Source organism: Haloferax sp. SDI50 (assembly GCF_059802635.1).
On the sequence record NZ_JBPULL010000001.1, the window covers coordinates 923,511 to 949,614 of the forward strand.

General features: G+C 65.8%; 20 protein-coding genes. 10 read left to right on the forward strand and 10 right to left on the reverse strand.

Going from position 1 to position 26,104, the window contains the following annotated elements; all coding sequences use genetic code 11:
• Positions 1–70 precede the first annotated feature (70 nt).
• A complete protein-coding gene (locus ACSR87_RS04885; protein ID WP_498531034.1) occupies positions 71–6,790 on the reverse strand; it encodes a PGF-pre-PGF domain-containing protein in 6,720 nt (2,239 codons plus the stop codon).
• A 587-nt stretch (positions 6,791–7,377) separates the two neighbouring features.
• Here ACSR87_RS04885 and ACSR87_RS04890 point away from each other — a divergent pair.
• The 5 genes from ACSR87_RS04890 to ACSR87_RS04910 all read left to right on the forward strand — a co-directional run bounded on the left by ACSR87_RS04890 (position 7,378) and on the right by ACSR87_RS04910 (position 12,064).
• Positions 7,378–7,629, forward strand: coding sequence for a hypothetical protein (locus ACSR87_RS04890; RefSeq protein ID WP_498529715.1), 252 nt, complete (start codon positions 7,378–7,380; stop codon positions 7,627–7,629).
• Between the two features lie 450 nt (positions 7,630–8,079).
• Positions 8,080–8,370 (forward strand): hypothetical protein, encoded by a 291-nt coding sequence (locus tag ACSR87_RS04895; protein ID WP_004042042.1) that lies wholly within the window; start codon positions 8,080–8,082, stop codon positions 8,368–8,370.
• A gap of 175 nt (positions 8,371–8,545) precedes the next feature.
• Positions 8,546–10,801, forward strand: coding sequence for an NADP-dependent malic enzyme (locus ACSR87_RS04900; protein WP_498529716.1), 2,256 nt, complete (start codon positions 8,546–8,548; stop codon positions 10,799–10,801).
• 82 nt (positions 10,802–10,883) lie between these two features.
• Positions 10,884–11,081 (forward strand): hypothetical protein, encoded by a 198-nt coding sequence (locus ACSR87_RS04905; RefSeq protein WP_004042040.1) that lies wholly within the window; start codon positions 10,884–10,886, stop codon positions 11,079–11,081.
• Between the two features lie 77 nt (positions 11,082–11,158).
• Positions 11,159–12,064, forward strand: a complete 906-nt coding sequence (locus ACSR87_RS04910; protein ID WP_498529717.1) for a universal stress protein — start codon at positions 11,159–11,161, stop codon at positions 12,062–12,064.
• 71 nt (positions 12,065–12,135) lie between these two features.
• Here the strand turns inward: ACSR87_RS04910 and ACSR87_RS04915 are convergent, their stop codons facing one another.
• Positions 12,136–13,170, reverse strand: a complete 1,035-nt coding sequence (locus ACSR87_RS04915) for a sodium:calcium antiporter (protein WP_498529718.1) — start codon at positions 13,168–13,170, stop codon at positions 12,136–12,138.
• 118 nt (positions 13,171–13,288) lie between these two features.
• Positions 13,289–14,737, reverse strand: coding sequence for a phosphomethylpyrimidine synthase ThiC (gene thiC / locus ACSR87_RS04920; RefSeq protein ID WP_498529719.1), 1,449 nt, complete (start codon positions 14,735–14,737; stop codon positions 13,289–13,291).
• A 397-nt stretch (positions 14,738–15,134) separates the two neighbouring features.
• On the opposite strand from thiC, the gene ACSR87_RS04925 reads away from it, so the two are divergent.
• Positions 15,135–15,368: a hypothetical protein gene (locus ACSR87_RS04925; protein WP_498529720.1), complete on the forward strand. Its 234-nt coding sequence runs from the start codon at positions 15,135–15,137 to the stop codon at positions 15,366–15,368.
• 148 nt (positions 15,369–15,516) lie between these two features.
• On the opposite strand, the gene ACSR87_RS04930 is transcribed toward ACSR87_RS04925, so the two are convergent.
• Together ACSR87_RS04930 and ACSR87_RS04935 are read right to left on the reverse strand one after the other, a co-directional pair.
• Positions 15,517–16,494, reverse strand: a complete 978-nt coding sequence (locus tag ACSR87_RS04930; RefSeq protein ID WP_498531035.1) for an ABC transporter substrate-binding protein — start codon at positions 16,492–16,494, stop codon at positions 15,517–15,519.
• 422 nt (positions 16,495–16,916) lie between these two features.
• Positions 16,917–18,074, reverse strand: a complete 1,158-nt coding sequence (locus ACSR87_RS04935) for a multicopper oxidase domain-containing protein (protein WP_498529721.1) — start codon at positions 18,072–18,074, stop codon at positions 16,917–16,919.
• A 258-nt stretch (positions 18,075–18,332) separates the two neighbouring features.
• Between ACSR87_RS04935 and ACSR87_RS04940 the strand changes: the two genes are divergently transcribed.
• Positions 18,333–18,701: a winged helix-turn-helix domain-containing protein gene (locus ACSR87_RS04940; protein WP_049914811.1), complete on the forward strand. Its 369-nt coding sequence runs from the start codon at positions 18,333–18,335 to the stop codon at positions 18,699–18,701.
• Positions 18,702–18,704: 3 nt separating this feature from the next.
• Here the strand turns inward: ACSR87_RS04940 and ACSR87_RS04945 are convergent, their stop codons facing one another.
• Positions 18,705–19,346 carry a helix-turn-helix domain-containing protein gene (locus ACSR87_RS04945; RefSeq protein ID WP_498529722.1) on the reverse strand — a complete coding sequence of 214 codons (642 nt, stop codon included), beginning with the start codon at positions 19,344–19,346 and terminating at the stop codon, positions 18,705–18,707.
• A 156-nt stretch (positions 19,347–19,502) separates the two neighbouring features.
• On the opposite strand from ACSR87_RS04945, the gene ACSR87_RS04950 reads away from it, so the two are divergent.
• Positions 19,503–20,606, forward strand: a complete 1,104-nt coding sequence (locus ACSR87_RS04950; RefSeq protein WP_498529723.1) for a halocyanin domain-containing protein — start codon at positions 19,503–19,505, stop codon at positions 20,604–20,606.
• Between the two features lie 60 nt (positions 20,607–20,666).
• Here the strand turns inward: ACSR87_RS04950 and ACSR87_RS04955 are convergent, their stop codons facing one another.
• Positions 20,667–20,864 carry a XapX domain-containing protein gene (locus ACSR87_RS04955; protein ID WP_253244449.1) on the reverse strand — a complete coding sequence of 66 codons (198 nt, stop codon included), beginning with the start codon at positions 20,862–20,864 and terminating at the stop codon, positions 20,667–20,669.
• 203 nt (positions 20,865–21,067) lie between these two features.
• Here ACSR87_RS04955 and ACSR87_RS04960 point away from each other — a divergent pair, with 203 nt between their 5' ends.
• Complete coding sequence (locus ACSR87_RS04960) at positions 21,068–21,694, forward strand: DUF8121 family protein (protein ID WP_498529724.1); 627 nt, start codon at positions 21,068–21,070, stop codon at positions 21,692–21,694.
• Positions 21,695–21,757: 63 nt separating this feature from the next.
• Here the strand turns inward: ACSR87_RS04960 and ACSR87_RS04965 are convergent, their stop codons facing one another.
• Positions 21,758–22,078 carry a CGCGG family putative rSAM-modified RiPP protein gene (locus ACSR87_RS04965; protein WP_498529725.1) on the reverse strand — a complete coding sequence of 107 codons (321 nt, stop codon included), beginning with the start codon at positions 22,076–22,078 and terminating at the stop codon, positions 21,758–21,760.
• 118 nt (positions 22,079–22,196) lie between these two features.
• On the opposite strand from ACSR87_RS04965, the gene ACSR87_RS04970 reads away from it, so the two are divergent.
• Positions 22,197–24,479: a nitric-oxide reductase large subunit gene (locus tag ACSR87_RS04970; RefSeq protein ID WP_498529726.1), complete on the forward strand. Its 2,283-nt coding sequence runs from the start codon at positions 22,197–22,199 to the stop codon at positions 24,477–24,479.
• Between the two features lie 444 nt (positions 24,480–24,923).
• On the opposite strand, the gene ACSR87_RS04975 is transcribed toward ACSR87_RS04970, so the two are convergent.
• Positions 24,924–25,421: a hypothetical protein gene (locus ACSR87_RS04975; RefSeq protein WP_498529727.1), complete on the reverse strand. Its 498-nt coding sequence runs from the start codon at positions 25,419–25,421 to the stop codon at positions 24,924–24,926.
• Between the two features lie 96 nt (positions 25,422–25,517).
• A complete protein-coding gene (locus ACSR87_RS04980; protein ID WP_498529728.1) occupies positions 25,518–26,084 on the reverse strand; it encodes a halocyanin domain-containing protein in 567 nt (188 codons plus the stop codon).
• Between the last annotated feature and the right edge of the window lie 20 nt (positions 26,085–26,104).

Here is a 26,104-nt window from a genome sequence, read left to right on the forward strand (position 1 = left end):
GCCGCGGGCGTCGCTGGACCGGTCGAAGAAATAAGAGATGAGAACGGGGACGAACCGCGCGGTGCGGCCGTTAGTCGTTCCGACGGACGGCGAGGAGCGCGGCCGCGAGGAGCGCGACCACGGCGAGCGCCGCGCCGAATCCGGGAACGGGGGAGTCGGTCGTGCTGCTCGCTGCCGTCGACGTTTCGTCGTCGAAGCCGGCAGTGCTAGTCGTCGTGTCGGTGCCGTCGTCGTCCGGCGTCGTCGTGTCGGTGCCGTCGTCGTCGTCCGGCGTCGTCGTCGTGACGGCCTGCCTCGACGTCACGGCGAAGTACGAGAAGCCGGGCGTGTCGGCCTCGAGGACGACCGCGCCGTTACCGCTGTCGACGACGCTGGTTTCGAGGTCTTCCCACGAACCGGCGTCCTCGTTGAACCGCCGGACCACGAGGTCGGACGATTCGATACCGAGTTCGTCGAGCCGGCTCTGTTTGACGGTGAACCGGAGGGTTGACGCGCGGTCGCGCGCGCTGTCGGGCACGTCAATCCGCACGTAGCTGACGGCCGTGCCGTCGGGCTGTCCCACGCTGCCGGGGACCCCCGACCGTTCGCTGACGATGACCTCACCGGTCGTCTGCTCGCTGAACGTGATGCTCACCGCGGAGACGCCCTGTCCGCCGTCGAACTGGGCGTCGAAGCCGCGTGCCGAGAACAGCCGGTCGCTGTCGGTCGTGTCGTCGTGGGGGAGGCTGCTCCCGCCGGCACCGCCGCCGCCACCGACGTTCGGTTCCTCGACGGTGATGCTGCCGACCGTGACGTTGTCGACCTGGAGGTCGTACGTGCCGGCGTCGTCGATGGAGACGGTGTACGTCAGCGTGCCGGAGGAACCGGGGCCGACGGTGACGCTCTCCGTGGCCAGCGTCGTGCCGTCAGCCGTGAGCGCTTTGGTGTACGTCCCCTCCGCAGTGCCGGTGTTGTTCACGCGCACCGAGACCGTGAACGTCTCTTCGGTGTCCACGGTCGACTGCGAGATGGAACTCGCGCCCGCGTCGATGCTGAACGCCGGGAGACGCGCCGAGACGCTGACCGTCTCGATGGTCTCGCCGCCGAACGCGTAGACGTAGTCGCCGGTTCCCGGCGGCGTGTCGGTGAAGGTGAACGTCCGCTGTGCGCCGGACGCGAGCGAGGTCGAGATGTTCCCGACCGTCGTCCCGTTCCGGGTCACGTCGCCGGAGATGTTGCCGCTCGCGCCGCCGAGGTTACCGAGTTTGACCGTGACGGTCGTCTCCTCGTCTTCGAGGAGCGTCGACGGACTGGCCGACGAGTCGCCGAGCAGTTGGATGTCGGCCGTCGGCGAACTCACGTCGAGCGCGTTCTCCGTGGTCGTTTCGTTGACCGCGATGGAGTAGGTGCCCGCGCTCGTCGGCTCGATGACGAGGCTCACGGACTGGTTCTCACCAGTGTCGAGGGTCACGGACTTCGTGGCGCCGAAGTCGGTGGTGCCCGCCTGACTGGTGCCGGTGACGCCGACGTCGAGCGACCCGGTCTCGTCACCGAAGTTCTCGACCTGCGCGGTCACCTCGACCTGGTCGCCGGTCTGCACGCTGGTCGCGTTGAGGTCCGCGGCGGTCACGGCGATGTCCGGACCCTGATTGACCGAGAACGTGGTGTCGTTCGTGGTCGTGTCACCGTTGTTGTTGGTGACGCGCACGCTGAGTAGGTGTTCGCCCGAGTCGATTTCGGACGAGTTGAGGTCGAGCGTCGCGCCGGGGTTCGAGAACACCGTCGCGTCGTCGGTCACGTCCTCGCCGTCGAGCAGCAGCGTCACCGCGGAGGCGTCGATGCCGCTCTCGGGGTCGGAGTAGTTCACTTCGACCGAGACGTTAGCGTCGCTCTCGAAGGTGGCGTTCTGGGAACTGACCCGCGTGACGTTCGGTGCCGTCAGGTCGGGCGCGACGGTGAAGTTCACCGTCGAGACGTTCTCGTTCCCGCTCTCGTCGGCCGCCGAGACGGACACCGTGTGGCTGGTGCCCGGTTCGAGACCGGTCTCGTTGAGCCGGATGTTCGAGAGGTCGTCGAGGGTCGCCTCGCTCGTGACGTCGGTCCCGTCGAAGGTGACGGTCACGGAGCTGAGGTTGACGCCGCTTTCGGCGTCGTCGACGCTCGCGGTCACGTTGACCGAGCTCGTCGTGTTCGAGAGTTCCTCGTCCTCGACGGGGCTCGAAATCTCGACCGAGGGCTCGGCGTCGTCAGCGGCGATGCTGAAGTTCGTCGTGTCCTCGACGCTGTTACCGGCGTTGTCGAGCACGCGAACGGTGAGGTTGTGCGTCTCGTTTCCGTCCACGGAGACAGTCGTGTTGAACCCGGTCGCGTCGGGCGCGGCCGAGGCCGAGATGTCCTGTCCGTCGTACAGGACGGTGACGTTCTCCGCGTCGACGCCGGTGTCGTTCACCGCGTCACTCGCTTCCTCGTAGGTCGCGTTGAGTTCCACCGTGTCGGTGCCGAACGGGAAGGTCGTGCCGTTGGTCGGACCGAGCGCGGTGATCGTCGGCGGTTCGCGGTCGTCCTGCACGGTGAAGTTGACCTGTTCGGTCGCCGTGTTGGCGGTCAGGTTCGTGTCGGACGCCTCGATGGTGACGGTGTAGTCCGCCGGCGAGAGACCGGATGCGGTGTAGTTGACCGACTCGTTCGTGACCGTCGCGTTGTCGGTCACGTCCACGTTACTGACCGGTCCGTCGCTGTCGAGTGTCACCGACACCGAGGAGGTGTTGACCTCCACGTTGTCGGAGAGCGTCGCGTTCACCGAGACCGTGTTGTTGACCTCGGAGAACTCGGCGCCTTCCGCCGGGTCGTCGTAGCTGATGGTCGGCGCTTCCGTGTCGTTTTCGACCGCGCCGTAGGTCGACAGACCGGTTCGGGTCGCAGTGTAGTAGTTACCGGACAGGCCGAACGGGTCGGTCTGGAGCGTCGTCGGCAGCACCCGCGTGCCGCCGCGCTCGATGTAGACGATGTTGAAGCCGTTTCCGGAGGTGTCGAGGTCTTCGTTGAAGCCGTAGGTGACGCTCTCGATTTGGTCCTCGGTGAGTCCGGCGTTGGCTTCGAGATACTTCGTCGCCGCCGTGCCCTGCGAGAGCGCGTTCGGCGGGACGTTCGTGTCGGTCAGCGTGATGACGGTCTGCCCAGCGGGCAGGTCGGCGTCGTCGCTGGCGTTAATGCGGATGAACGTGTCGCCGCTCGCGCTCACGAGCAACACCGACGACTGCTCCGAGAAGTTGTTGCTCGTGACGGTCGCGGTACTGGAGTCGCTCGCCGTGTTGCCGGCGAGGTCGGTCCCCGTCACGTCGAGTGCGTACTCGCCGGAGTCGGTCGTGTCGAGTTCGGCGGTCCACGTCGTCGAGTCGACCTGCGTGAGGTTCAGCGACTCGACGTTGCTGTTCGGGTCGGTGAGTTCCGCGTCGGGGGTGCCGACGAGCGGTTCCGTGCTGGCGACGCTGACCGAGAGGGTGCCGGACTCGGTCGTGTTGAGCGTCGCGGTGAGTCCGGGGTCGGTCGTGTCGACCACGACGGGTTCGGCCCGTTCCACGGTGACCTGGTTGTTACCGAGGTCGGTGGCGGTCGCCGTCATCGTGTAGTTCCCGTCGGGGAGCGCCGACGCCACGTCGAGCGTGTGGTTGCTCGTCCCGTTGTCGGGCGTCCGTTCGAACGTCGCCGTCACGCCCGAGTCGGACTCGAACGCGTATTCGACGGTGACGCTCTCCGAGGTGCTGTACGCGACATCGACGCTGCCGTTCGTGTAGACGGTGTCCGTCGTTCCGTCGACGGCCGACACGTCGTAGGTCGGCTCATCGTTGTCCACGCAGACCGTGGCGTTGGCGACGCCGGTGTTACCGCCGGCGTCCGTGCTCACGAGCGTGAGGTTGTAGGAACAACTGTCGACGAGACTGCTGTCGTCGCTCGTGCCGTCCCACTCGATTTCGAACTCGCCGGTCGTGCTGGCGAGGGAGGTCACGTCGCGCATGTACACCGCCTGGTCGTCCGAGTCACGGACGACGAACGCCGCGGATTCGAGGTTGTCGTCGGCGCTGTCGAGCGTGATGTCGACGGGGTTGTTCGCGCTCACGTCCTCGCGGTCCTCGTCGTAGTCGGGGTCGAGCGTGAGACTCGCGGTCGGTGCGGTCTCGTCGTACTCGAACTCGAACAGCCGCGAGGTGGCGTGGCCGGCCTCGTCGACGACGGTCAGTCTCGCGGTCGTCGGCCCCTCGTCGAGCGAGACGCCGAGTTCGGAGACGTTGATTTCGAGCGTCGAGTTGTCGTTCGTCGTCGCGCCCGAGAGGTCGACGGCGGTGCCGTTGACCACGAGCGTCGTCGCGCTGGCGTTGATGCCTGACTCCGCGTCGCCGTTGCGGTCGTCCGCGAAGGACGCCGAGATAGTGCTCGACGGCCCGACGACGTCGGTCGGTTCGACGCTCGTGACGCGCGGCGAGGAGACGAAGTCGAAGCTGAACGTCCGGGTAATCGTGTTCCCGGCCGTGTCGGTCGCGTTGACCGTCAGCGTCGTCTCTCCCTCGTCGAGGTCGCCGGTCGGGATGGTCGCACTCCCGTTGGCGTCGAGCGAGAGCGGCTGTGAGCCGTTACCGAAGTTGTACGTCGCGCGCCTGATGTCCGACTCGTCGCTCACGTTGAGCGTGATGGGCGTGCCGAAGGGGACCGCGCCCTGTGCGGGTTCCGGGAGCCGGACGGTCGGCGGAAGCCGGTCGCGCCGCGTGACCGTCAGCGTCGAATCCGCTTCGACGCCGTTGACGGCGACGGTGAAGTTTCCGACGTCGTCGGCACCGAGCGCGGTCGGCGCGAGCGTGGTCACGTTTCTCGTGACCGTGGAATCGGCGCCCACGACGACGGTTCGGGTGGTGTTGGAGACCTCCGTGCCCGAGTCGTCGGTCGTCGTGTACGTGAGCCGGACCAGGTCGGAGCGACCGCCGGTGTTCTCGACGGTCGCCGAAGTGGTGTAGCGCTCGGTCGTGTTGACGCTCGTCGGCTCGACGGTGACGTCGGTCACGGTCGAGTTCGCCGGCGCGATGACGCGGACGGTCCGCGAGACGAGTTCGGCGTCGTCGGTCGAGAGCTCGTCGATGGAGACGTTGTAGGTGCCGGGGTCCTCGAACGAGGTGGTGAAGCTCACCTCGGTCGACTCGTTGGGCTGGAGCTCGCCGGTGTCGGAGGGCGACTGCGGCTCGCCGTCGACGGTGAGTGCCGCCTCGTAGCTCCCGTTGACTTCACCGACGTTCTCGACGGTCGCGTTCGCGACCACGTCGGTTCCGGGAACGACCTGCTTCGGTTCGATGGTGAGGTTGCTGTACTCGAAGGTCGCCGGCTCGAACACGTCGAGCGCGAGCGCGTCGCCGGCGAACGCCTCGCCGTTCGTCGCGTTCTTCGAGACGGTGGCGTTGTACTCGCCCGCCGTCGGGACGGTGACGACCGCGACGCCGTTGGCGTTCGTCTGGACGGTCGTTCCGCCGACGGTGACCTCGGCGTTCTCGACGGCCGCGCCGGTGTCTTCGCGCGTGACGGCGAACTCCACGTCCTCACCCGCGACGGGCGTGGTCGTGTTCGCCGTCAGGTTCAGTTGGACGCTCTGGGCGACTTGCAGCGGCGCGCGGTTCGTCACCGACTCGGTGCCCGACTGGTTCGTCGCGACGTGCATCACGACGTAGTCACCGGGCGTGGCGTCGTCGGCGATGGGGACCTCGACGGTCGTCTGGTTCCCCGCGACCTCGGTGACGGCCGAACCGTAGACGGTCGCGCCCGGGGAGACGACGGTCACGTCGTCGAACCGGGACGTGCTGTCGTTGAGTTGGTCGAAAATCGAAACGGCCGTCTCGCTGCCGACGAACGACCGCGAACCGGGCGTGGCGCCCATGATGTTCGCGTTCGACGGCATCCGACTGGTCCCGTTGACCCGCGCGATTTCGGTTTCGAGCGAGATGCTCGACCGGTCGGTCGCGTTGATGGTCTGGTCGTAGTTCGAGAGGTCGGACTCGTTGAAGATTGCGACGGTGTGGCTGACCTCGGTCGCGTCGAGCGACGAGGCGTCCACCGTGACCGTCACGTTCTGGCCGTTGCCCGCGAGCGACGGCGTGCTCACCGACGACGACCCCTGCTGAACGGGCAGGGCGTCGACGCCGACGAACGTGACGTTGCCGTCGGTTTCGAGGTTCCCGTCGCCGTTGGCGTCCGAAAAGCCGGTGCCGTCGTCGACGGTGACGACCGCGAACATCCAGATGCCTGACTCGTCGGGCGTGAACGCGAACGAGTTGTCGTCCGACGTGCCCTGCGCCGAGCCGACGACCGAGGAACTCACGTCGTCGTCGCTCGTGAGCGTCTGGGCGATGCCGGGGACGCTCCGGGGAATCGTCGCGCCCTTATCGAGCTTTGCCGCGACGAGTTGGACGTCCTGGTTCTCGATGGCTCGGGGTGCACCGGCGCTCGAACCGGAGAACGTGAACGGGACCTCCTGTCCGACGTTGTACACGTACATCGGGTTCTTTCGGAGGGACTGTTCCGCCCCGTCTACCCGCACGAACGTGTTAGTTGACTGGACCTGATACGCCGCGGCCGAGTCGAGCCGCGAGTCGGTGTCGTCAGGCCGGAGCGTCAGGAACGCGCCGTCCCAGACGCTAATGTTCTCCGACGCCCGGGTCAGTTGGTCGTCGTCGACCGTGTCGAGTTGGTTAGCGGGCGGTCCACCCAGTTGTGCCTCTCCTGTGGCGGTCCCGGCGCTCGCAGAGACTGGCCCTGCGATAACCGAGAATACCACGATGAGAGTGAGTGCGAGACTCAACCCTTGTCGGGAGAGCCTGCGGTAGCGACTCATATCTCACCCAACAGATAGAAACGGCATAATACTTTTGAATGTGAAAGTTTCTGAAAGGTCGATGCCTGGTCTCGGGTGGACCTCACGCCGTTGAAATCAACCCCCGTCGTCGCAAGCGACACGGCGCGGTCGCCGCCGACGTGCGAATATCCATAATATATGTTATGATACCGGCGGGGTCGACTTGGCTCCCGCGTAAGCGAGGGGCGTTGCGAGGCGACCGCGGTGGACGGAACGCGGGTGACCGACAGAGCTGTAACAGACGTATCTTCATCACACTCCGGGACAGCCGACCACAGTTTGGCGCGTTCGACCTCGGCCGAGAACACGCGTATCGGACGCGCTCGAACGCGATGAAACCCGTGGTCACGACCAGCCGACCGTGTGAGACCCATTCGGCTGCCGCTCTCGCCCACTTGGGGGGAACGATTATCATCGTGGTCGTTGGAGTTGTAGTCGAAACTCGATAGGATATCTCAAGGGGTGGGTGAGATACTGCTCAGAGCCGCCACAAAGTGTAGGTAATCAGAATGGTTAACAAGCGATACGAAGCAGGAGAGAACGTACCGACGGATATCTGCTCGGTCCCCGCTGCCGAGGATGTGCTGACGTTCGCCGTGCCGGTCGAGGTCTATCACGGCTACGGCAGCGCGAAGCACGTCTATCCGACAGAACAGATCGAACGCGTCTCGGACCTGTTCGTCACGGACGGTGAACCCGACGAGATGACCGTCGCGAACGAGGTCCGACTCTACACGATTCCGCACGACGCCCTCCGCTGAGCTCGACGCCGCATTCACGGGCCGCGTGCGACACGAACTGTCCACAAACTGATGGTCGACTATCGGGCCGCGCGCACGACGACGTACCAGGGAGACGACTAGACAGCTGACGGGCAGTTCACCCGGCGACGCGTCGGTGAACGCGCGGATTCTCGCCCGGGCCGGGAGCATCGGCTGTCGAGTTCGTCGCCCCCGTGGCGGGCGACGAGACACACCACGGGCGTCGACCAGCGGTCGGCGGCCCGCAGTTCGGTTCCGACGCAGTGACTCGGCGCGCGCGGGCCAACGCGCCGCCGAACGTATCAACTACCCATATAGTTCTGGCGGTTGAGTAATAGTTATCACGGTGCTCGTTGGACATGTGGCTGAAACTTGAGCAGTGTGTTCCCGAAGAGTGGGCGGGGAGAAACACGGTTCGAGGTAATGAAAAATAGTGTGGGTTGTCAACGGATGGTCAAAGAGATATACGATGCAGGGGATACGGTACCGTCAACTATCTGTACAGTTGTCGATGAGGACGACGAGCTGACGTTCGGTGCGACAGTCGAAGTCGACGAGGGAGAGATCGCGTTCGCCGTGCCGGTCGAGGTGTACCACGGCTACGGCAGCGCGAAGCATATCTATCCCATCAAGCAAGTCGACGCGGTTTCGGACCTGTTCGTCACGGAGAGTCACTTCGAGGAGGTGTCGATAGCGGACAACGTTCAGCTCTACACGATGCCGCACGAAGCGCTCCGTTGAGCGCGTGAGCGGGGCGTGCCAACGACGCTGTCGCCCGTAAGCACCAGCCGGACCCGTACATTCATCACCTCGGCGGGGAAACGGCGCGACGAGCGGCTGCGCTGTGCGTGACTCTCGTTGACGTGGCGCTGTCGGAGCGAAGGGTCTACTTACCTCACCGTTCCCATCACGAGCAATGACACTCGGAGACGACGCCCGAGACTACCATCGGCGTCCGCCCGCGGGGAAAGTAGAGATTGCGACGACGAAGCCGACGAACACCCAGCGCGACCTGAGTCTGGCGTACTCGCCGGGCGTGGCCGCGCCGTGCCGCGACATCGCGGAGGACGAGAACGCCGCCTACGAGTACACCGCGAAGGGTAATCTGGTCGGCGTCGTTTCCAACGGCTCCGCCGTCCTCGGGCTGGGGGACATCGGGGCGCAGGCGTCGAAGCCGGTGATGGAGGGCAAGGGCGTGCTGTTCAAGCGCTTTGCCGACATCGACGTGTTCGACGTCGAGTTCGACCACGACGACCCCCAAGCGTTCGTGGAGTCGGTCGCCGCGATGGAGCCGACGTTCGGCGGCATCAACTTAGAAGACATCCGTGCGCCCGAATGCTTCGAAATCGAGGAATCCCTGCGCGAGCGGATGGATATCCCCGTGTTCCACGACGACCAGCACGGCACGGCCATCATCTCCGGGGCGGCGCTTTTGAACGCCGCCGACATCGCGGACAAGGAGCTGTCGTCGCTGAACGTCACCTTCTCGGGGGCGGGCGCGGCCGCGACCGCGACGGCGCGGTTCTACGTCTCGCTGGGCATCCCTCACGAGAACATCACGCTGTGCGACATCGACGGCGTCCTCTCGGAGTCGCGGGCCGAGGCCGGCGAACTCGACGAGTACGCCGAGCCGTTCGCCCGCGGCGTCGACGACGGCGACCTCGAAGACGCAATCGAGGGTGCGGACGTGCTCGTCGGCCTCTCGGTCGGCGGCATCGTCAGCCAGGAGATGGTGCGGTCGATGGCCGACAATCCCATCATCTTCGCCATGGCGAACCCGGAGCCCGAAATCGCCTACGAGGACGCGAAGGACGCCCGCGACGACACGGTTATCATGGCCACCGGGCGCTCCGACTATCCGAATCAGGTGAACAACGTGCTCGGGTTCCCCTTCATCTTCCGCGGCGCGCTCGACGTGCGCGCGACCGAAATCAACGAGGCGATGAAGCGCGCGGCCGCCGAGGCGCTGGCGAACCTCGCGCGACAGGACGTGCCCGACGCGGTCGTCAAGGCCTACGGCGACGGCCCGCTCCAGTTCGGCCCCGACTACCTCATCCCCAAGCCGCTCGACCAGCGCGTCCTCTACGAGGTGACGCCCGCCGTCGCCGAGGCGGCCATGGAGAGCGGCGCGGCCCGCCGCGAGCGCGACCTCGACGACTACCGCGAGGAGTTGGAAGCCCGCCTCGGGAAGTCCCGCGAGATGATGCGCGTCGTCCTCAACAAGGCGGCGTCGAACCCCAAACGCGTCGTCCTCGCGGAGGGCGAAGACGAGAAGATGATTCGCGCCGCGAGCCAGTTGGTCGAAGAGGACATCGCTGAACCGATTCTCGTCGGCCGGACGAAAGAGATTCTCCGCACCGCCGAGGACCTCGGCCTCGACTTCGACCCGACCATCGCGGACCCCGAAAGCGGCGAGTGGAACCACTACGTCGACCACCTCTACGAGCGCCGCCAGCGCAAGGGTCTCACCCGGACCGAGGCGGCCGAACTCGTGCGGGGTGACTCGAACTACTTCGCCAGCGTGATGGTCGAAGTCGGTGACGCGGACGCGATGCTGACCGGCCTCACGCACCACTACCCGTCGGCGCTGCGCCCGCCGCTCCAGATTATCGGCACGGCCGACGACGCCGACTACGCCGCCGGCGTCTACATGCTGACGTTCCGGAACCGGGTCATCTTCTGCGCCGACGCGACGGTCAACCTCGACCCCGACGAGAACGTGCTCGCGGAGGTGACGAAACACACCGCCGAGCTCGCCCGGCGCTTCAACGTCGAACCCCGCGCGGCGCTGCTCTCGTACTCGGACTTCGGGAGCGTCACGAACGAGGGCACGCGCAAGCCCCGAAACGCCGTCGAACAACTGCACGCCGACCCCGAGGTCGACTTCCCGGTCGACGGCGAGATGCAGGCCGACACCGCCCTCGTCGAGGAGATGCTGACCGACACCTACGACTTCGCGGAACTCGACGACCCCGCGAACGTCCTCGTGTTCCCGAACCTCGAAGCGGGGAACATCGGCTACAAACTGCTCCAGCGGCTCGGCGGCGCGGAGGCCATCGGCCCGATGCTCGTCGGCATGGACAAACCCGTCCACGTCCTCCAGCGCGGCGACGAGGTCAAAGACATCGTCAATCTGGCCGGCGTCGCCGTGGTGGACGCCCAATCGGAGTAATCCGGCCGTCGACGGCGCACCCGACCGCCCGCTCGGGCGCGCCAGCACGAGAAACTAAATAGATTCGGCCGAGTCAGGGAGTATGGTCGAGTTGGGCACACACACGTCGGCGTCGGAGCGCCGGTTCGCACTCGGGTGGGTCGGGATGGCCATCGTGATGTCGTTCGCGGTCGCTGCCATCGATTTCCTCGAACTACCGTTACAGACGGTGTACGTGTTCGCGGCGGGCGTGACGCTCCGGGAAGCCATCGGACTGGCGGTCTGGGCGCTCCGGCGCTGAAAGCGGGGCGCGGCCGACTTCTCACTCCCCGGCGACCAGCCTCCTCGCTTTTGTGCGTTCGCTGAGAATATCGAACCATGTTCGACCAACTCCTCTTTCCGACCGACGGGAGCGACGGCGCGGACGCCGTCCTCGACCACGTCGTCGACATGGCCGCCGCCCACGACGCGACCCTCCACCTACTGCACGTCGCCCCGCCGGAACCCGAGCGCCGCCCGAGCCTGACCGGCGGCTCCGAGGGCGACGACGCCGGCGACGACCCCAGCGAACGCCGCCGAAGCGACGGCGAGCGATTCGTGAGCGACGCCGCGGCCCGCGCGTCGCAGTCCGACGTGACGGTCGTGACGAGCGTCGAACGCGGCGAACCGTATCAGGTCATCACCGAGTACGCGGCCGAGCAGGACGCCGACCTCGTGGTCATGCCGACCCACGGGCGGACGGGGTTGAGCCGCCTGCTCCTCGGGAGTACCACGGAGCGCGTCGTCCGGCGGTCGGACGTGCCCGTGCTCACCGTTCGGCCGGACGCGGCGACCGACCTCGCGTACCCCTACGCCGACGTGCTGACGCCCACCGACGGGAGCGCTTGCGCGACCGCGGCGGTCACGTTCGGGAGCGAGTTGGCCGCGGCGACCGACGCGGCGCTCCACGCGGTGTCGGTCGTCAACGTCGCCGCCTTCGGCGCGGACGTCCGCGGACCGCTCCTCCTCGACGAACTCGAAGAGCGGGCGAGCGACGCGGTCGACGCGGCGAGCGACACGGCGGCCGCCGCGGGCGTCGAGACTATCAGGAAGTCGGTCGGCCGCGACGTGTCGATTCACGACGGCATCCTCGCGTACATCGACGAGTACGACGTGGACATCGTGGTGATGGGAACCCACGGCCACACGGGATTCGACCGCTACATGCTCGGGAGCGTCGCCGAGAAGCTGGTTCGGAGTTCGCCGGTTCCGGTGGTGACGGTCAGACAGCCGCGAGCGGAGTAGGGCGGGGTCGCCGGGCGTCGGGGCGAGTCAGTCCGAGTCGGCGGACCCGACGGACCGACCGCGTCCGGCCGTCAGTTCCGAAGTAGCGACGTGACGCCCGCGGTCTCAGCGATAACCCAGCCGACGAAGACGAGATACGCCGCGCCGAGCGCGTACGACTCCAGCCGGGTGAGCGACAGGTCCGTCCGGAGCAGGCCGAAAAGCAGGACGGTCGCCAGCGTCAGCACGCCCAGCATGGGGACGGCGACGGCGAAGTCCACCGGGACGCTCCCGACGATGAGCACGCCCACGGGGATGGCGACGAGCAGGTCGAACGTGTTCGACCCGAGGACGTTGCCGAGGCTCGTCGCGCTGTTGCCGTCGGCGGCCGAGCGGACGCTGACGAGCGTGTCGGGGAGGCTCGTCGCGGCGGCGACGACGGTGACGCCCGCGAGGAACGTCGGGACGCCGAACGTCGCGCTGAGCGACTCGACGCTCCCGACCAGTTGCTCGACGCCGACGAGGATGACGAGGAGGCCGCCGAGGAGCCGCGCCCACTCGCGGCCGATGCCGTCAGCGACGCCCGCGTCCTCGGCTTCGTGCTCCGACACGTCCTGCCACTGGATGAATAGGTAGAGCCCGTAGAGGAGCAGTGGGATGAGCGCGATGGGGCGGGTGAGTTCTCCCGTCAGCGGCGGGCCGTCGGGCACGGGGAAGTAGATGACCGCCAGCGAGAAGGTGACGACGAGCGTGGCGACGGCGACCATGTAGAACTGCGCTTCCTTGTAGACGACGAGCCGACTCGTTTCGAGGTCGCCGTCGGTGGCGAGCCCCGACAGCGCCGGAATCACGAGGATGTTGAAGATGGCCGAGCCGACGATTGCGCCGACGCCCATGTCGAAGACGCCAGCGGTCGCGGCGACGGCGACGCTGGCGAACTCGGGAAAGCTCGACCCGAGGGCGACGATAATCGAGCCCTGGACGACCGCCGGGAGACCGTAGTACGCCGCGAGGTGGTCGGCCGATTCTTCGAGCCACCCGCTGCCGACCCAGATGAGACCGGTCATCAGGAGAATCACGGCGACGTTCGCGGGCGGCGACGACGGGAGGAGACTGCCGAGGACCATTGGTACTCCCTTTCAGCGACCCGGAAAAAGAAGCCACCGACACGGGGTGGTCGCGCGGTGGGTTCGGTCGATTGGCCGCGGGGTCGGTTGATCGGCGGGCCGCGGACGCGGCGGGTCGTCAGTCGTCGCCGTGGGCCGACTCGGGCGTGAACGTGACGCCGCCGATTTCGATTTCGTCGGGGACGCGGTCGGTGTCGTGCGCGCCGACCGGGGGGAGGTTCGCGTCGGCCGCGAGCGACGCGTCGAGGTCGGTCGCGGACTCGATTGTCTCCATCTCGCCGTCGGCCTCGCGGGCGTCCTGGTCGATGCGCATCGAACAGAACTCGACGCCGCACATCGAGCAGAAGCGCGCCTCCTTGTAGTTGTCGCCGGGGAGCGTCTGGTCGTGGTACGACCGCGCCCGCTCGGGGTCGAGCGCGAGGTCGAACTGCCGCGCCCAGTCGAACTCGTAGCGGGCCTCCGAGAGCGCGTCGTCCCAGTCGCGCGCGCCGGGGAGGTCGTTCGACACGTCGGCCGCGTGGGCGGCGATTCGGTAGGCTGCGAGTCCCTCGCGCACGTCCTCGCGGTCGGGAAGGCCGAGGTGTTCCTTGGGCGTGACGTAGCACAGCATCGCCGCGCCGGCGCGGCCGGCCTCGGTCGCGCCGATGGCGCTCGTGATGTGGTCGTAGCCCGGAGCCACGTCGGTGACGAGCGGGCCGAGGACGTAGAACGGCGCGCCGTCGCAGACGTCCTGTTGGCGCTCGACGTTCTCGGCAATCTGGTCCATCGGGACGTGGCCGGGACCTTCGACCATCACCTGCACGCCGTAGTCCCACGCGGTCCGCGTGAGTTCGCCCAGCGTGTCGAGTTCGGCGAACTGCGCGTCGTCGCCGGCGTCGGCCAGACAGCCGGGTCGGAGGCCGTCGCCGAGCGAGAACGTCACGTCGTGCTCCGCGAAGATGTCGCAGATATCCTCGAACGCGACGTACAGGGGGTTCTGCTCGCCGTGTTCTTCCATCCACTGGGCGAGGATGGAGCCGCCGCGGGAGACGATTCCCGTCTTCCGGCCGTCGGTAAGCGGGAGGTGCTCCATCAGCACGCCCGCGTGAATCGTCATGTAGTCGACGCCTTGCTCGGCCTGTTTCTCGATGACGTCGAGGAGCAGGTCGCGGGTGATGTCTTCGGGGCTGTCGACGCGCTTGACCGCCTCGTAGATGGGGACGGTGCCGATGGGGACCGGCGAGTACGCGACGTTCGCCTCGCGAATCTCGTCGAGGTTCGACCCCGTCGAGAGGTCCATCACCGTGTCCGCGCCGTAGTGGACCGCGGTGTGGAGTTTCTCCAACTCCTCGGTGAGGTCGCTCGTCGTCTCGCTGTTGCCGATGTTCGCGTTGACCTTCGTGGCGAACTCGCGGCCGATAATCATCGGGTCGAGCGAGTCGTGGTTGCGGTTCGCGGGGACGACCGCCTGCCCCTCAGCGACTTGCTTCCTGACGAACTCGGGGTCGCGGTTCTCGCGCTCCGCGACCCGTTCCATCGCCGGGGTGACGGTTCCCGCTCGGGCGTGTTGGAGTTGCGTTGACGCCATTAATCACCTAGTGATACAACTGACTAATAACAGTTGTGACAGCCGCGGGTCGGTTGAATCCCTCAGAAACTGACAAAATCGACGTGCAACACTCAGAGGGTGAGTTCAGCAGATGAATGTCTGTTCATTCGATGCTTTGAGCTATGAAGCAGTCTGTAGATAGATACATCTGCCAACAGGAGATAAAGTCTCAACTACAATGCAAATCTCAAAGAGAAGGGTATTACAAATCTCGTCAAGTGTTCTAATCGGTTTGCCGGGGTGTCTTAATTCTCAGACTGAGCAAAGTACCGCTCCAGAGAGACGGAATACGTCAACCGAGATGAGCCTACAGGTACTAGTTAGTAATGAGACAAGCGAATATTTTCAGGGCGATCTAGTCGTTCTTGATCAGTACATGAGCGAAGTGTTGGGTAGTGATGGAAACGGCTGGGAAGCTCAGGAATCATTTAGTTATGAAGAGACTCTCGACCGAACTAGGAGTGAAAAAATCACTGCCAAGGTTTATCTACAAAAAAATTCCACGACAGAACTGTTTCAAGCTGAACTTGGGCCGGATACGAAGTCTGACTCAGTGAGAATTCTCGTGAATATCATTGATGGTCCAAAAGTTAGTTTTTCACTGGAATGAATACCAAGTATCTCTTCTATAATTAACACCCAGACCGGGAGAGTCGAGTGACCGACTCGCTCCCTGTATGCAGCACGGTCTCAGCAAACTATCAGTGGCGGAGGAAATCAGTCGCCGCGCGAACGGCGAGAGTGTTCCTCGACGACGATTAGAAATCGCCGGTGACGATGTCGGCGACGCGTTCGCGGTCGAACAGCGTTGCGCCCTCGAAGGCGTCCGGGTAGATGTTCAAGGCCGCCTGTTCGGTGTGATAGAAGTTGATGATGGGTCCTTGGTCGAGATATCCAGCGGGATAGACCGCCCCGTCCTGAACGGCTCGGACCTCGCTCGCGACCGGGTCGTCCTGTAACGGTTCGACCACGGCCTCCCGGAACTCCGACTCGGACGCACCACCGTAGTTGCGGACGAGCAGTACCTCGGGGTCGACTTCGAGCATAGCCTCCAGATCGATTGTGCTGTTGTTGGTCCCGCTGAAGTGTTCGATGTCCGTCCCCGCAAGCGCGTCTTGTAGCCGCAGTTCTCGCCACTGCTTGGTGCTGATTCCACCGTCATCGAAGCGGAACGGATAGAACTCATCGCCCTCTTGACCGGCCGGATAGACCAGCAGTGCGGTCGGGCGTTGGTCGGCCGGCGGGATTCGCTCGTCGATCGTATCGAGCATCTCCTCGTGGAGGTCGACAAACGCCTCGTACCGCGGCCGGGCCCGAAACACGTCGGCGACCAGTTCGAACATCTCGTAGAGTTCGTAGTAGCGGTAGCCGTCGTGCCACTCCGAGCTGTGCTTGCGACTGAAATTCCCGAAGAAGGGACCGATCTCGGTTCGGACTTCCTCGATGTCGCTGCGGTCCCAGCCGTACCAGTTCACCAGTAGATTGGGGTCCAGAAGGTGAGCGTCGGCGTTCAGTTCGTACACCAGCTCTTTCGGCACGCCGTCTCCGACTAGCTCCACGATAGCGTCCGCGTCGAACTCGACACCGGGCAGTGATTCGAACGCCTCGTTCGCGAAGCGCGCGTGGTTCTGAATGCCGAGCGTCTGTCCCCCGCCGAGCGCGAACCCCATATCCGCGAGGGTTGGTAACAGCGCGGTCCATCGCTCCGGCGGTTCGTCGAACTCGACCGGACCCATCGGTTCGATTGAGACGGTGTACGACCCACCGGTGTCGCTTGTGCCGCTCGACTCATCGGTGGACGCCACTGCCGTGGTGTTCGGGTCGCTGGTCGAACTGTCGGTCGTCCCGTCAGTTCCGTTCTCGCCGCCACCGAGACACCCTGCGAAGAGCGCGGTACCGAGGGCAGCGCCACTTCCCAGCAGGTCTCTACGCGTTGGGTTGGTTCGCTTCATTAAGAACCCAGAATTAGGTTGGCCTAAAAAACGCGGCGATTCGGATCCGTTGTTTGTCGACGCCCCGGGGCGTGAGGACTAATTCAGCGGCCGGTTTTGCTACTCGATAGGTAGCGGTTCCAGCTGGTGTCACGGAAATCGATTGAAACGAAACGAGCCGCCGGACGTCGAGGCGAGCGGACACACCGCCGCTACCCTCCGTTTCGTTATCCCTCGTAGCCGGCGTACTCCATCAGACTCGCGAAGATATCGGTGTCCATCGCCTCCTTGTAGACGACGCCGCTCAGCATGCCGCCGGGGTAGAAGTTGTCGTTCATGACGTGGTTGACCTTGTGGCAGTGCATGAGGTAGATACCGGGTTGGGCGTCCGCCGTGAACTCTATCGTGTGGCGCTCCGCGGGCGCGATGTTCGTCACGTCCATGTCGTGGCGGGCGGCCTCGGGGACGACGCCGCCGTCCTTCTCGACGACCTGGAAGCGGTGGTTGTGGATGTGCATCGGGTGGCTCATGTAGCCCGCGTTGACGTAGTGGACCCGGACGGTGTCGCCCTGCTCGACGATGATGGGCGAGCCGTCTTCGGGGTGGAGCGTCCGCGGCGCGCTCTTGCCGTTGACGGTGAACACGTCGGGCTTCCGGTCCCGGGGGTCGTACGTCACGTTCTCGCCGGCCATCTGCCGGGGGAGCCGCGAGTCCCAGTCGCGGACGGTCATGAAGTACTCCCGGTCGGCCGGCTCGTACCCCTTCGGGTCGACGCGGAGGATGCCGTACATCCCCATCTCGATGTGCCGGTGGGTCTGGTAGTGACAGTGGTAGAGGTGCGTCCCGGGGACGTTCGCCGGGATGGTGTAGGTGTGTTTCTCGCCGGGGTCGACGCGGATGCCCGTCGTCGTCGGCACGCCGTCGTCCTTCCAAGCCTTGCGCACGCCGTGGAAGTGGACCGTGTGCGGGCGCATCCCGTCGGTGTTGTCCAGCGTGACCTCCATGTCGTTGCCCTCGGTCGTCCGGAGAATCGGCCCGGGGACGCTCGGCTCGCCGTCGTCGGCGCTGAACGCCCACACCTGCGGGAGTTCGACCGGCCCGCCCATCGTTTCGAGGGGGTGGGCCGCGTGGCGCGCCGGCGCGCTCTTGAGGGTGACCTGCCCGCCCTGCTCGTCGACCTGCACGACCTCCGGCGGACTGGTGTACGGCAGACTCGACTCGCTCGTCTGGGCGACCGTCGTCTCGTCCGCGCCGACGGCGGCGTTGCCGTCATCGTTCGTGGGCGCGGCGCACCCCGCGAGGCCGAGCACTCCGACGCTTCCCGTTGCGGCGAGGAATTCGCGACGCGATACCGTCGAACCGGGTGCACCGACGTAGTTTCGCATTACAGTCGGTCGTTGCCCGGGGGTATGGAATACCGTCTCGCCGGTTCCCGCCGCACAGGAGTTCACCGAACATGTTCGGCATGGTCGATACGTACCGGGCGGGAAAACAGTCGACTCGGGCGCACCAGTCAGAATCGATGGCCATCGGTTCGACCGGACCCGACGCTGGTGCTCCACGACTTTCATACGCTCCGGAGGTGTATCGGGAATCGAACCGACGGCGCGCGGGTCGCCGCCGAGCAATCCACTCTCACGCAGATGTCGACCAACCCACTCTCAGACGCGCTCGAACCGGACTTCGAGACGGTGTTCGCCGCCCTCACCAGCCCGCAGTGTCGGGCGGTTCTCAGGCGGCTCGACGGGCCGATGACCGCCTCGGACATCGCCGCCGCGTGCGACCTCCCGCGGTCGACGGTGTACCGAAAGCTCGAACAGATGGTCGAGGCGGGGCTCCTCGAAAAACGCGACCGCGGCCGCGACGCCGCCCGCTACGCGCTCGGCTTCGAGGAAGTCGTCGTGACGCGCGAACCCGGCGACCTCTCGCTTTCGGTGTCGTCGCCGTCGCGGTCGGCCTCGGACCAGCTCTCGACGATGTGGTCGGCCGTCAGCGACCAGGCCGACGACTGAGACCTACCCGACCGTCGCGTCGTCCCGCGCGAGAAACGCCTTCATCACTTTGCCCTCCGCCCGGTGGAGCTTCTCGCTCGTCGTCGACTTCGCCAGCCCCACGGCCTCGGCGAGTTCGGTGAGCGTGCACGTCCGCGGCGTGTCGTAGTACCCCTCGGAGACGGCCGTTTCGAGGAGGTCGTACTGGTCGTCGGTGAGCAGCGACTCCGTGTCTATCGACTGGTGGATGGAGACGAGGTCGAACGGGATGCCGAACTGCGTGAGCTGTTCGCCCAACTCCGAGAGGTTCTCCCGCGGCGCGGTCACCTCGACTGTCACCTCGCCGTCGACGATGGTGATGGGTAGTTCCAGCGGGATGCCCACCTCGCTGAGCGTGAGAATCAACAGCGGCTCGGTCGTCTCGAACTGCACGAGCGCGCGCTCCGGCTGCGCTTCGAGAATCGTCACCGAGACGACCGAGTCGTACTCGTCGATAGTGGTGACGACGGGTTCGATGTCGGCCGCCCGTATCTCGACGAGGCCGACGCCCGTCTCGTCGGCCGGCATCGCCGCGAGCACGGTGAACTCGGCGTCCGGATAGCGGCCCGAGAGGTCGGAGACCCAGACCTGCTCGGGGAGCGTGATGGAGAGTGTTGCCCGGGGCATCGGTAGTGAAACGAAGTCGTCCCCGCCGCACAAAGATAGTTCCGAACATGTTCGGCCTCCGGCCGCGGTTCGAGAACCACCGAGACGGGCTTTTCACCGGACCCCCGACTGTCGAGTATCGAGCGGGGCGGGTCCACCGCCTCGCCATCCTCAATCATGAGTTCGAACGACACCACATCTCCGACGCTCGGCCGGCGAACCGTACTTCGACTCCTCGGCGGCGCGGCCGTCTCCGCGACCGCGCTGGGAGGCGCCGCCGACGCCGCGCGAGCGCAGTCGGGGACTGACCTCGATTCGTGGTTCGCACAGACCTCGAACTACGACGGGGTGGTGGACGAGACGGGACGCTCGACGGTGACGGTGACGGTGGGGTCGCAGGCCAACGGCGGGGCGTTCGGCTTCGGCCCGGCCGCCGTGCGCGTCGACCCCGGAACGACCGTCGTTTGGGAGTGGACCGGGAAGGGCGGGTCGCACAACGTCGCCGCCGAGGACGGGAGCTTCGAATCCGACCTCGTCGGCGACAGCGGCCACACGTTCGAGCGGACGTTCGATTCGAGCGGCGTCTACACCTACGTCTGCACGCCGCACAAGACGCTCGGCATGAAGGGTGCAATCGTCGTCGGCGACGCCGGCGGCGCGACCGCGACCGAGGCAGCCGACTCGACCGACTCGGCCGGCGAGGGCGAGTCGGAGTCCACCGAGAGCGCCGGCGAGGGAGACGCGGACCTCGACGCGTGGTTCGAAAACACCTCGAACTTCGACGGCGTGGAGGCGCAGACCGGCCTCCAGCGCGTGACGGTCGAGGTCGGGTCGCAGGCCAACGGCGGGGCGTTCGGCTTCGGTCCCGCGGCGATTCGCGTCTCGAAGGGGACGACCGTCGCGTGGACGTGGTCCGGCGAGGGCGGGTCGCACAACGTCGCCGCCGAGGACGGGAGCTTCGAATCCGACCTCGTCAGCGCCGGCGACCACACGTTCGAACACACCTTCGAGGAGGCCGGGACGTACACCTACGCCTGCACGCCGCACAAGACGCTCGGCATGAAGGGCGCAGTCGTCGTCACCGACGACGAGGGCGGGTCGAACGCGCAGGTGGCCGAGCCGTTCGGTGACCCCGGGACCGAGCGCCTCGGCGGCATCGCGCTGGCCGGAACGTTCGGCGCGATGCTGGCGTCGCCCGCGCTGTTCGGCGCGTTCATGTGGCTCAAAGGCGAGGGCGGCGAGTCGGCGGGCGAGACGCACCCGAAGGGGAAGAAGCCGTAAGTCGTCTGCGGCGGGTGGTATTTCCGAGGCGGGGCGCTTCCGAGTTCTCGAATTACGCGCTCAGAACAGCGACGCGAGCACCCCCGAGATATCGACGTGGAGCCCCAACCACTGGATTCCCTTGTATCCGAGGTAAATTCCCACGATACCCAAGATTCCGGCGAGGTTGGGCGGGGCCGGAATCGGTGTTTCTATCAGGCCGAACAGGGCTCCGGCGAAGACGCCTGCCAGCAGGGCCAAAACGAGTTGCGAGGCCATAGACGTGTCATCCGCGTTCCCAGATAAATAGGTACAGCATCGACGCGAGCGCGGCGGCCGCCTCCGCAACAATCAGGGTCGCGGTCGGCGGTGTGCTGCGGTTGTGACCGGACGACAGCGAACAGAACTGGGACCCTGCCGAAGCACTCACTGCCGTGTCACCGGTCCAGAACATTGTTACTGCCGCCAACGTGTTGACAACTATGCGCCGCCGCGCGTTCCTCGCGTCCGCACTGACCGCCGCCTCTACCCTGACCGCGGGATGTAGCTCGCTCAGTCCGCGAACCGAACATACCGACCCGGCGGTCGAGTCCGACGACAACCCCCGAGACAGGGGAAAGTACCTCCAGTTCGACCGAGACGGAGACGACGGAGACGACGGAGACCTCGCCACCGTGGGCGTCGACCCCACTTCAGGGCCCCTCCCGAGACCGCTCGCCGTCTCGATTTCGCACTCTCGCGACACCGAACTGCGGTCGCTCACACAGCGCTTTACGGCACCCGACGGCGACGGGACCCCGCCAAAACTCTCGCTACGGGGGCCGTTCGAGGCCGGTCACAGTCCCCATCCGTCCGTGTCGCTGTTCCGAGACGAGACGGCCGCGGTCGTCGAAGTCCATCGGTTCGGCGAGCTCGCCGACGAAACCGCGTTCATCAACCTCGCGGTCACCGAATGGCCGGACTCGGCCCGCAGACTCGTCGTCGACAGTACCGCGGAACTCGTTGAGACGGGGGCGTTCGAGCACACGCACGTCCTCGACGGGGAGTTGGCGTTCGAGTTCTTCGCCGAAACCGAAGCCGACGATAAAACCGCTGAACCGTCGGGATAACTGAGAATCGTATCGTCGCGAGCGCCGAGAACGGAGTTCCGGCGCGGGAAACCGAGACTGCGACTACTCCACGTACACCCGCGTCACGTGCCCGCCGCAGCCGCACTGTTCGACGTACTCGTATTCTACGCCGTCGAACCGCTCCGCGAGCGCGTCGTAGAGGTACGTCTCCGGGTGGCCGTGGTCGCCGTGCGTGACGAGGTTGACGTGGTGGCCGGCGGTCGTGTGTTCGACCGCGTCGACGGCCTCCGAAACCACGAGGTCGCGGTCGGCGGCGTGTCGCGGGAGTTCGAGGTTCGCGGACCACGATGTGTCGTGGACGCGGTCGGTCGCCGTGTCGGGCGTTTCGTGGTCGTGGTCGGCGGGGCGCGAGTCGGTCGTCATACAGTTCGAGAGACGACTTCCGACTCAAAGAGCGACAATCCGAACATGTTCGTCCGAGCTGTGCGAGGCCGGGAAGCGACGTGTAGAGCCTATACGAGGCGTGTGAACCACGACGTGTATGGAGATACAACGCAAGACCATCGCGAAGGCAATCGTCGTCGTGTTCGTCTTCAACCTCGTCGTGATGGGTGCGGGCGCGTGGTTCGCCTATCAGGAGGCCCCGCCCATCCCCGACGAGGTGGTCGGACCCGACGGTGACGTCGTCGCCAACGGCGACGTGATTCGAGAGGGCAAGACGGTGTTCCAGAAAGACGGCCTGATGAACCACGGGTCGATACTGGGCAACGGCGCGTACTACGGCGCGGACTACACCGCCGACGCGCTGAACTTGAAAGTCGGGTTCATGCGGAACTACTACGCCCAAGAGCGGTACGGTGAGAGCTACGACGAACTCGACTCCGCAGACCAAGCGGCCGTCGCCGACGTGGTGAAAAACGACCTCGACGACAGCTACGAGGGCGGGGCGATTCGGTACACCGCGGCCGAGGTGTACGCCCACGAGCAGGTCCGCCAGGAGTACGTCGAGCGCTACCACGAGGGCGACCACGAGCGCGGCGTGCCCGTGAACATGATCGACTCCGAGGAGGAGGCGCGGGCGTTCGCGGACTTCGCCATGTGGACGGCGTGGTTCTCCCACACCGACCGCCCCGACGGCACTCACTCGTACACGAACGACTGGCCGTACCAGCCCGGCGCGGGGAACGACGCCACCGCCGCCTCGATGACGTGGAGCGTCATCGCCATGGTGCTCCTCGTCGCGGGGGCGGGTCTCGGCATCTGGCTGTACAAGTCGGTCGAACTCCCCGAGCCGTCGGCCGAGGATATCACGGTGCCCGAACCCGGTGACGTGAGCGTCTTCCCGAGCCAGCGGGCGGCGCTCCGGTTCATCCCGGTCGCCGCCGGGTTGTTCTTGGCGCAGGTGCTGTTGGGCGGCTTACTCGCGCACTTCTACATCGAGCGCGCCGGCTTCTTCGGCATCGAGTCGATATTCGGCGTGCCCATCCTGCAACTGCTCCCGTTCGCCATCGCCAAGACGTGGCACATCGACCTCGGCATTCTCTGGATAGCCGCGACGTGGCTCGGCGCGGGGCTGTTCCTCCCGCCGCTTCTGACCGGCTACGAGCCGCCGAAGCAGTCGAAGTACATCAACGTCCTCCTCGGCGCTATCGTCGTCGTCGTGGTCGGCGGCATGTCGGGCATCTGGCTGGGCGCGAACGGCTACATCGACGGCTCGCTGTGGTGGATTCTCGGCAACGAGGGGCTCGAATACCTCGAAGTCGGGAAGCTCTGGCAGTTCGGCATCCTCGCCGGCTTCCTCATCTGGGCGGGGCTGGCCGTCCGCGGCCTGAAACCGCTTCTCGACAAGGAGCCGCCGTACGGACTGGCGCACATGATTCTGTACGCCGGCGGCTCCATCGCCCTCCTGTTCACCGCGGGCTTCCTCTTTACCCCCGAGACGAACATCGCCGTCACGGAGTTCTGGCGCTGGTGGGTCGTCCACATGTGGGTCGAGGGGGCGTTCGAGTTCTTCATCGTCGCCATCGTCGGCCTGACGCTGGTGTCGATGAACCTGCTGTCCCGCCGGAGCGCCGAGAAGGCCGTCATGCTCCAGGCGCTGCTCGTCATGGGGACGGGCATCATCGGCGTCTCGCACCACTACTGGTGGGTCGGGATGCCCGACATGTGGGTGCCCATCGGGAGCGTGTTCTCGACGCTCGAACTCATCCCGCTGGTGTTCATCCTCTACGAGGCGCTCGGGCAGTACCGCGCGATGTCGGGCGAGTCGTTCCCGTACCGCCTGCCGTTCATGTTCATCGTCGCCAGCGGCGTCTGGAACTTCGTCGGCGCGGGCGTGCTCGGCTTCTTCATCAACCTCCCGCTCATCAACTACTACGAGCACGGGACGTACCTGACGGTCGGCCACGCCCACGCCGCGATGTTCGGCGCGTTCGGCTTCCTCGCGCTCGGCATGGTCACCTACATGCTCCAGCTCTCCATCGACCCCGAGCGCTGGGACGGCTCGTGGCTGCGCGCCGCCTTCTGGTGTTGGAACGTCGGCCTCGTGCTGATGGTGTTCGTCTCCGTCCTCCCGGTCGGCTTCCTCCAACTGGAGACGGCGTTCACCGGGAGCTACGCCGCCGCCCGGAGCGTCGCCTTCTACGACCAGCCGCTGATTCAGACGCTGTTCTGGGCGCGGCTCCCCGGCGACACGCTCATCATCCTCGGGACGGTCATCTACGCGGCCGACCTCGTCAGAAAGCGGTTCGTCCTCCGGCAGTCCGCCGACGACCCGAGCGTCGAAGACATGGCCGTAGCCGAGGGCATCCTGGGCGACGACTAACCGGGGAAGGCTGTCGGACCGCTTCTTTTCTGTTAGTTTGTCGGAGTCGTGCTGAATAGAGAGCGCGAGTCGGTTATCATAGCCAGTTTCTCCACACCAAGTGTAGGAGGTTTCAGTTCCTCGAATCGCGTATCCAAGATAGAATATATCTTGCCCAAACCACAGCACCGACACCTGCTACCAAGATAGCAATTCCAAGGAGAGCCAACTTAACGGAGGTATTCGGTAGCACATTCTCACTACCTCAGTTTTGATTGTAGGTTTGTTGGTAGAACAGAGTGTGAAGACCCCTACCTCGAAATTTTTCCTGAATGGATGTCGATGGCGTGCTAAACTCACCCTCTGTCTGTGTCACACCACACCTATCAGATGACTGTCACACAACAGCGCGGCCGACGACTGATTAACGCGTTCTGGTTTCTCTTTGATGTCGGCTCTCCCGACTCACTCCCACGCGAGCACCAGTCCGGTCACGGCCCCGACGACGACCGTTCCACCGAGCGTCGCAATCACCCCCAGCGCCCCGAGCAACAGCGGGACGACGAGAAACAGGACCACACCCCTCACGAGCGCCGCCACCGCCCCCACCCCGACCGGCGCTTCGAACGGACTGCCCTCCATCACGACCACTGCGAGTTCGAGCAGGTACATCGGGACGGGGAGCGCGAGTAATCCCACGAGTCCACCGACGAGCGCGCCGCGAACCCGGGAGTTCGGCCCGCCGAGTCGCCGCCAGAGCAGACTGGCGAGCAGGCCGCCGCCGAGAAACCCCCCGACGACGAGCACCGCCATCGGCCCGGAGGGGACGGCCGGGTCGCCGCCGGTCAGCAACGCGACCACCGGCTCAGCGAGCACGTACCAGAGCGCGAACGCGCCGCCCGCGAGGGCGAACGTGAGCGACGGGCGACGACGCGCGGCGGCGAGGACCGAGGTCCGAGGCATACGAGAGATTCGTCGCACCGGGAGAAGAAGTTCGCGGGCGGTGGAGAACCGACCGACGACGGGCGAAACCGGGGCGAAAAACGACGTGACCGGGCGCTACTCGACGACGACCGCGCCCTTCATCCCGACCGTCTCGTGGGGCGTACAGGCGTAAGTGTACGTCCCGGCCTCCTCGAAGGTGTGTTCGAACGTGTGGCCGCTACTGCCCGCCAACTCCGATTCGAAGCTCCCGTCCTCGGCGGCGACGTTGTGCGACCCGCCCTTGCCGTTCCACTCCCAGACGACCGTGGTACCGGAATCGACCCGTACGGCGGCCGGGCCGAAGCCGAACGCCCCGCCGTTGGCCTGTGACCCCACCGTCACCGTCACCGTCGACTGCCCGGTCGCGTCCGCGACGCCGTCGTAGTTGTCCACGTTGTCGAACCAGCCGTCGAACTGCGGGGCGCTCCCGCCGCCGGACCCGCTCTCCGCGCCGGTCGCTTCGCCGGAGTCGGCCGTCGGCTCCGCGGTCGATTCGGCGGTCGTCGCGTCGTCGCCGTCCGCCTCGGCCGCGTTCGCGGCGTCGCCGCCGGAGCCGGAACAGCCGGCGAGCGCCGTCGACAGCGCAGCCGTCGCAGTCAGTGCCATAAAACGCCGTCTCGTGAGATTGGAGTCGCGCGTCATCGGCTGTACCTCGGCGGCGA

Coding starts and splice junctions, on each gene's coding strand:
- ACSR87_RS04940 (WP_049914811.1), top strand. CDS start 18,333: ATGTCGACCAACCCACTCTCAGACGCGCTCGAACCGGACTTCGAGACG.
- ACSR87_RS04930 (WP_498531035.1), bottom strand. CDS start 16,494: ATGGGTCCGGTCGAGTTCGACGAACCGCCGGAGCGATGGACCGCGCTG.
- ACSR87_RS04915 (WP_498529718.1), bottom strand. CDS start 13,170: ATGGTCCTCGGCAGTCTCCTCCCGTCGTCGCCGCCCGCGAACGTCGCC.
- ACSR87_RS04965 (WP_498529725.1), bottom strand. CDS start 22,078: ATGACGACCGACTCGCGCCCCGCCGACCACGACCACGAAACGCCCGAC.
- ACSR87_RS04935 (WP_498529721.1), bottom strand. CDS start 18,074: ATGCGAAACTACGTCGGTGCACCCGGTTCGACGGTATCGCGTCGCGAA.
- ACSR87_RS04970 (WP_498529726.1), top strand. CDS start 22,197: ATGGAGATACAACGCAAGACCATCGCGAAGGCAATCGTCGTCGTGTTC.
- ACSR87_RS04955 (WP_253244449.1), bottom strand. CDS start 20,864: ATGGCCTCGCAACTCGTTTTGGCCCTGCTGGCAGGCGTCTTCGCCGGA.
- ACSR87_RS04905 (WP_004042040.1), top strand. CDS start 10,884: ATGGTCGAGTTGGGCACACACACGTCGGCGTCGGAGCGCCGGTTCGCA.
- ACSR87_RS04975 (WP_498529727.1), bottom strand. CDS start 25,421: ATGCCTCGGACCTCGGTCCTCGCCGCCGCGCGTCGTCGCCCGTCGCTC.
- ACSR87_RS04900 (WP_498529716.1), top strand. CDS start 8,546: ATGACACTCGGAGACGACGCCCGAGACTACCATCGGCGTCCGCCCGCG.
- ACSR87_RS04980 (WP_498529728.1), bottom strand. CDS start 26,084: ATGACGCGCGACTCCAATCTCACGAGACGGCGTTTTATGGCACTGACT.
- ACSR87_RS04895 (WP_004042042.1), top strand. CDS start 8,080: ATGGTCAAAGAGATATACGATGCAGGGGATACGGTACCGTCAACTATC.
- ACSR87_RS04950 (WP_498529723.1), top strand. CDS start 19,503: ATGAGTTCGAACGACACCACATCTCCGACGCTCGGCCGGCGAACCGTA.
- ACSR87_RS04945 (WP_498529722.1), bottom strand. CDS start 19,346: ATGCCCCGGGCAACACTCTCCATCACGCTCCCCGAGCAGGTCTGGGTC.
- ACSR87_RS04960 (WP_498529724.1), top strand. CDS start 21,068: ATGCGCCGCCGCGCGTTCCTCGCGTCCGCACTGACCGCCGCCTCTACC.
- ACSR87_RS04910 (WP_498529717.1), top strand. CDS start 11,159: ATGTTCGACCAACTCCTCTTTCCGACCGACGGGAGCGACGGCGCGGAC.
- ACSR87_RS04890 (WP_498529715.1), top strand. CDS start 7,378: ATGGTTAACAAGCGATACGAAGCAGGAGAGAACGTACCGACGGATATC.
- thiC (WP_498529719.1), bottom strand. CDS start 14,737: ATGGCGTCAACGCAACTCCAACACGCCCGAGCGGGAACCGTCACCCCG.
- ACSR87_RS04925 (WP_498529720.1), top strand. CDS start 15,135: ATGAGCGAAGTGTTGGGTAGTGATGGAAACGGCTGGGAAGCTCAGGAA.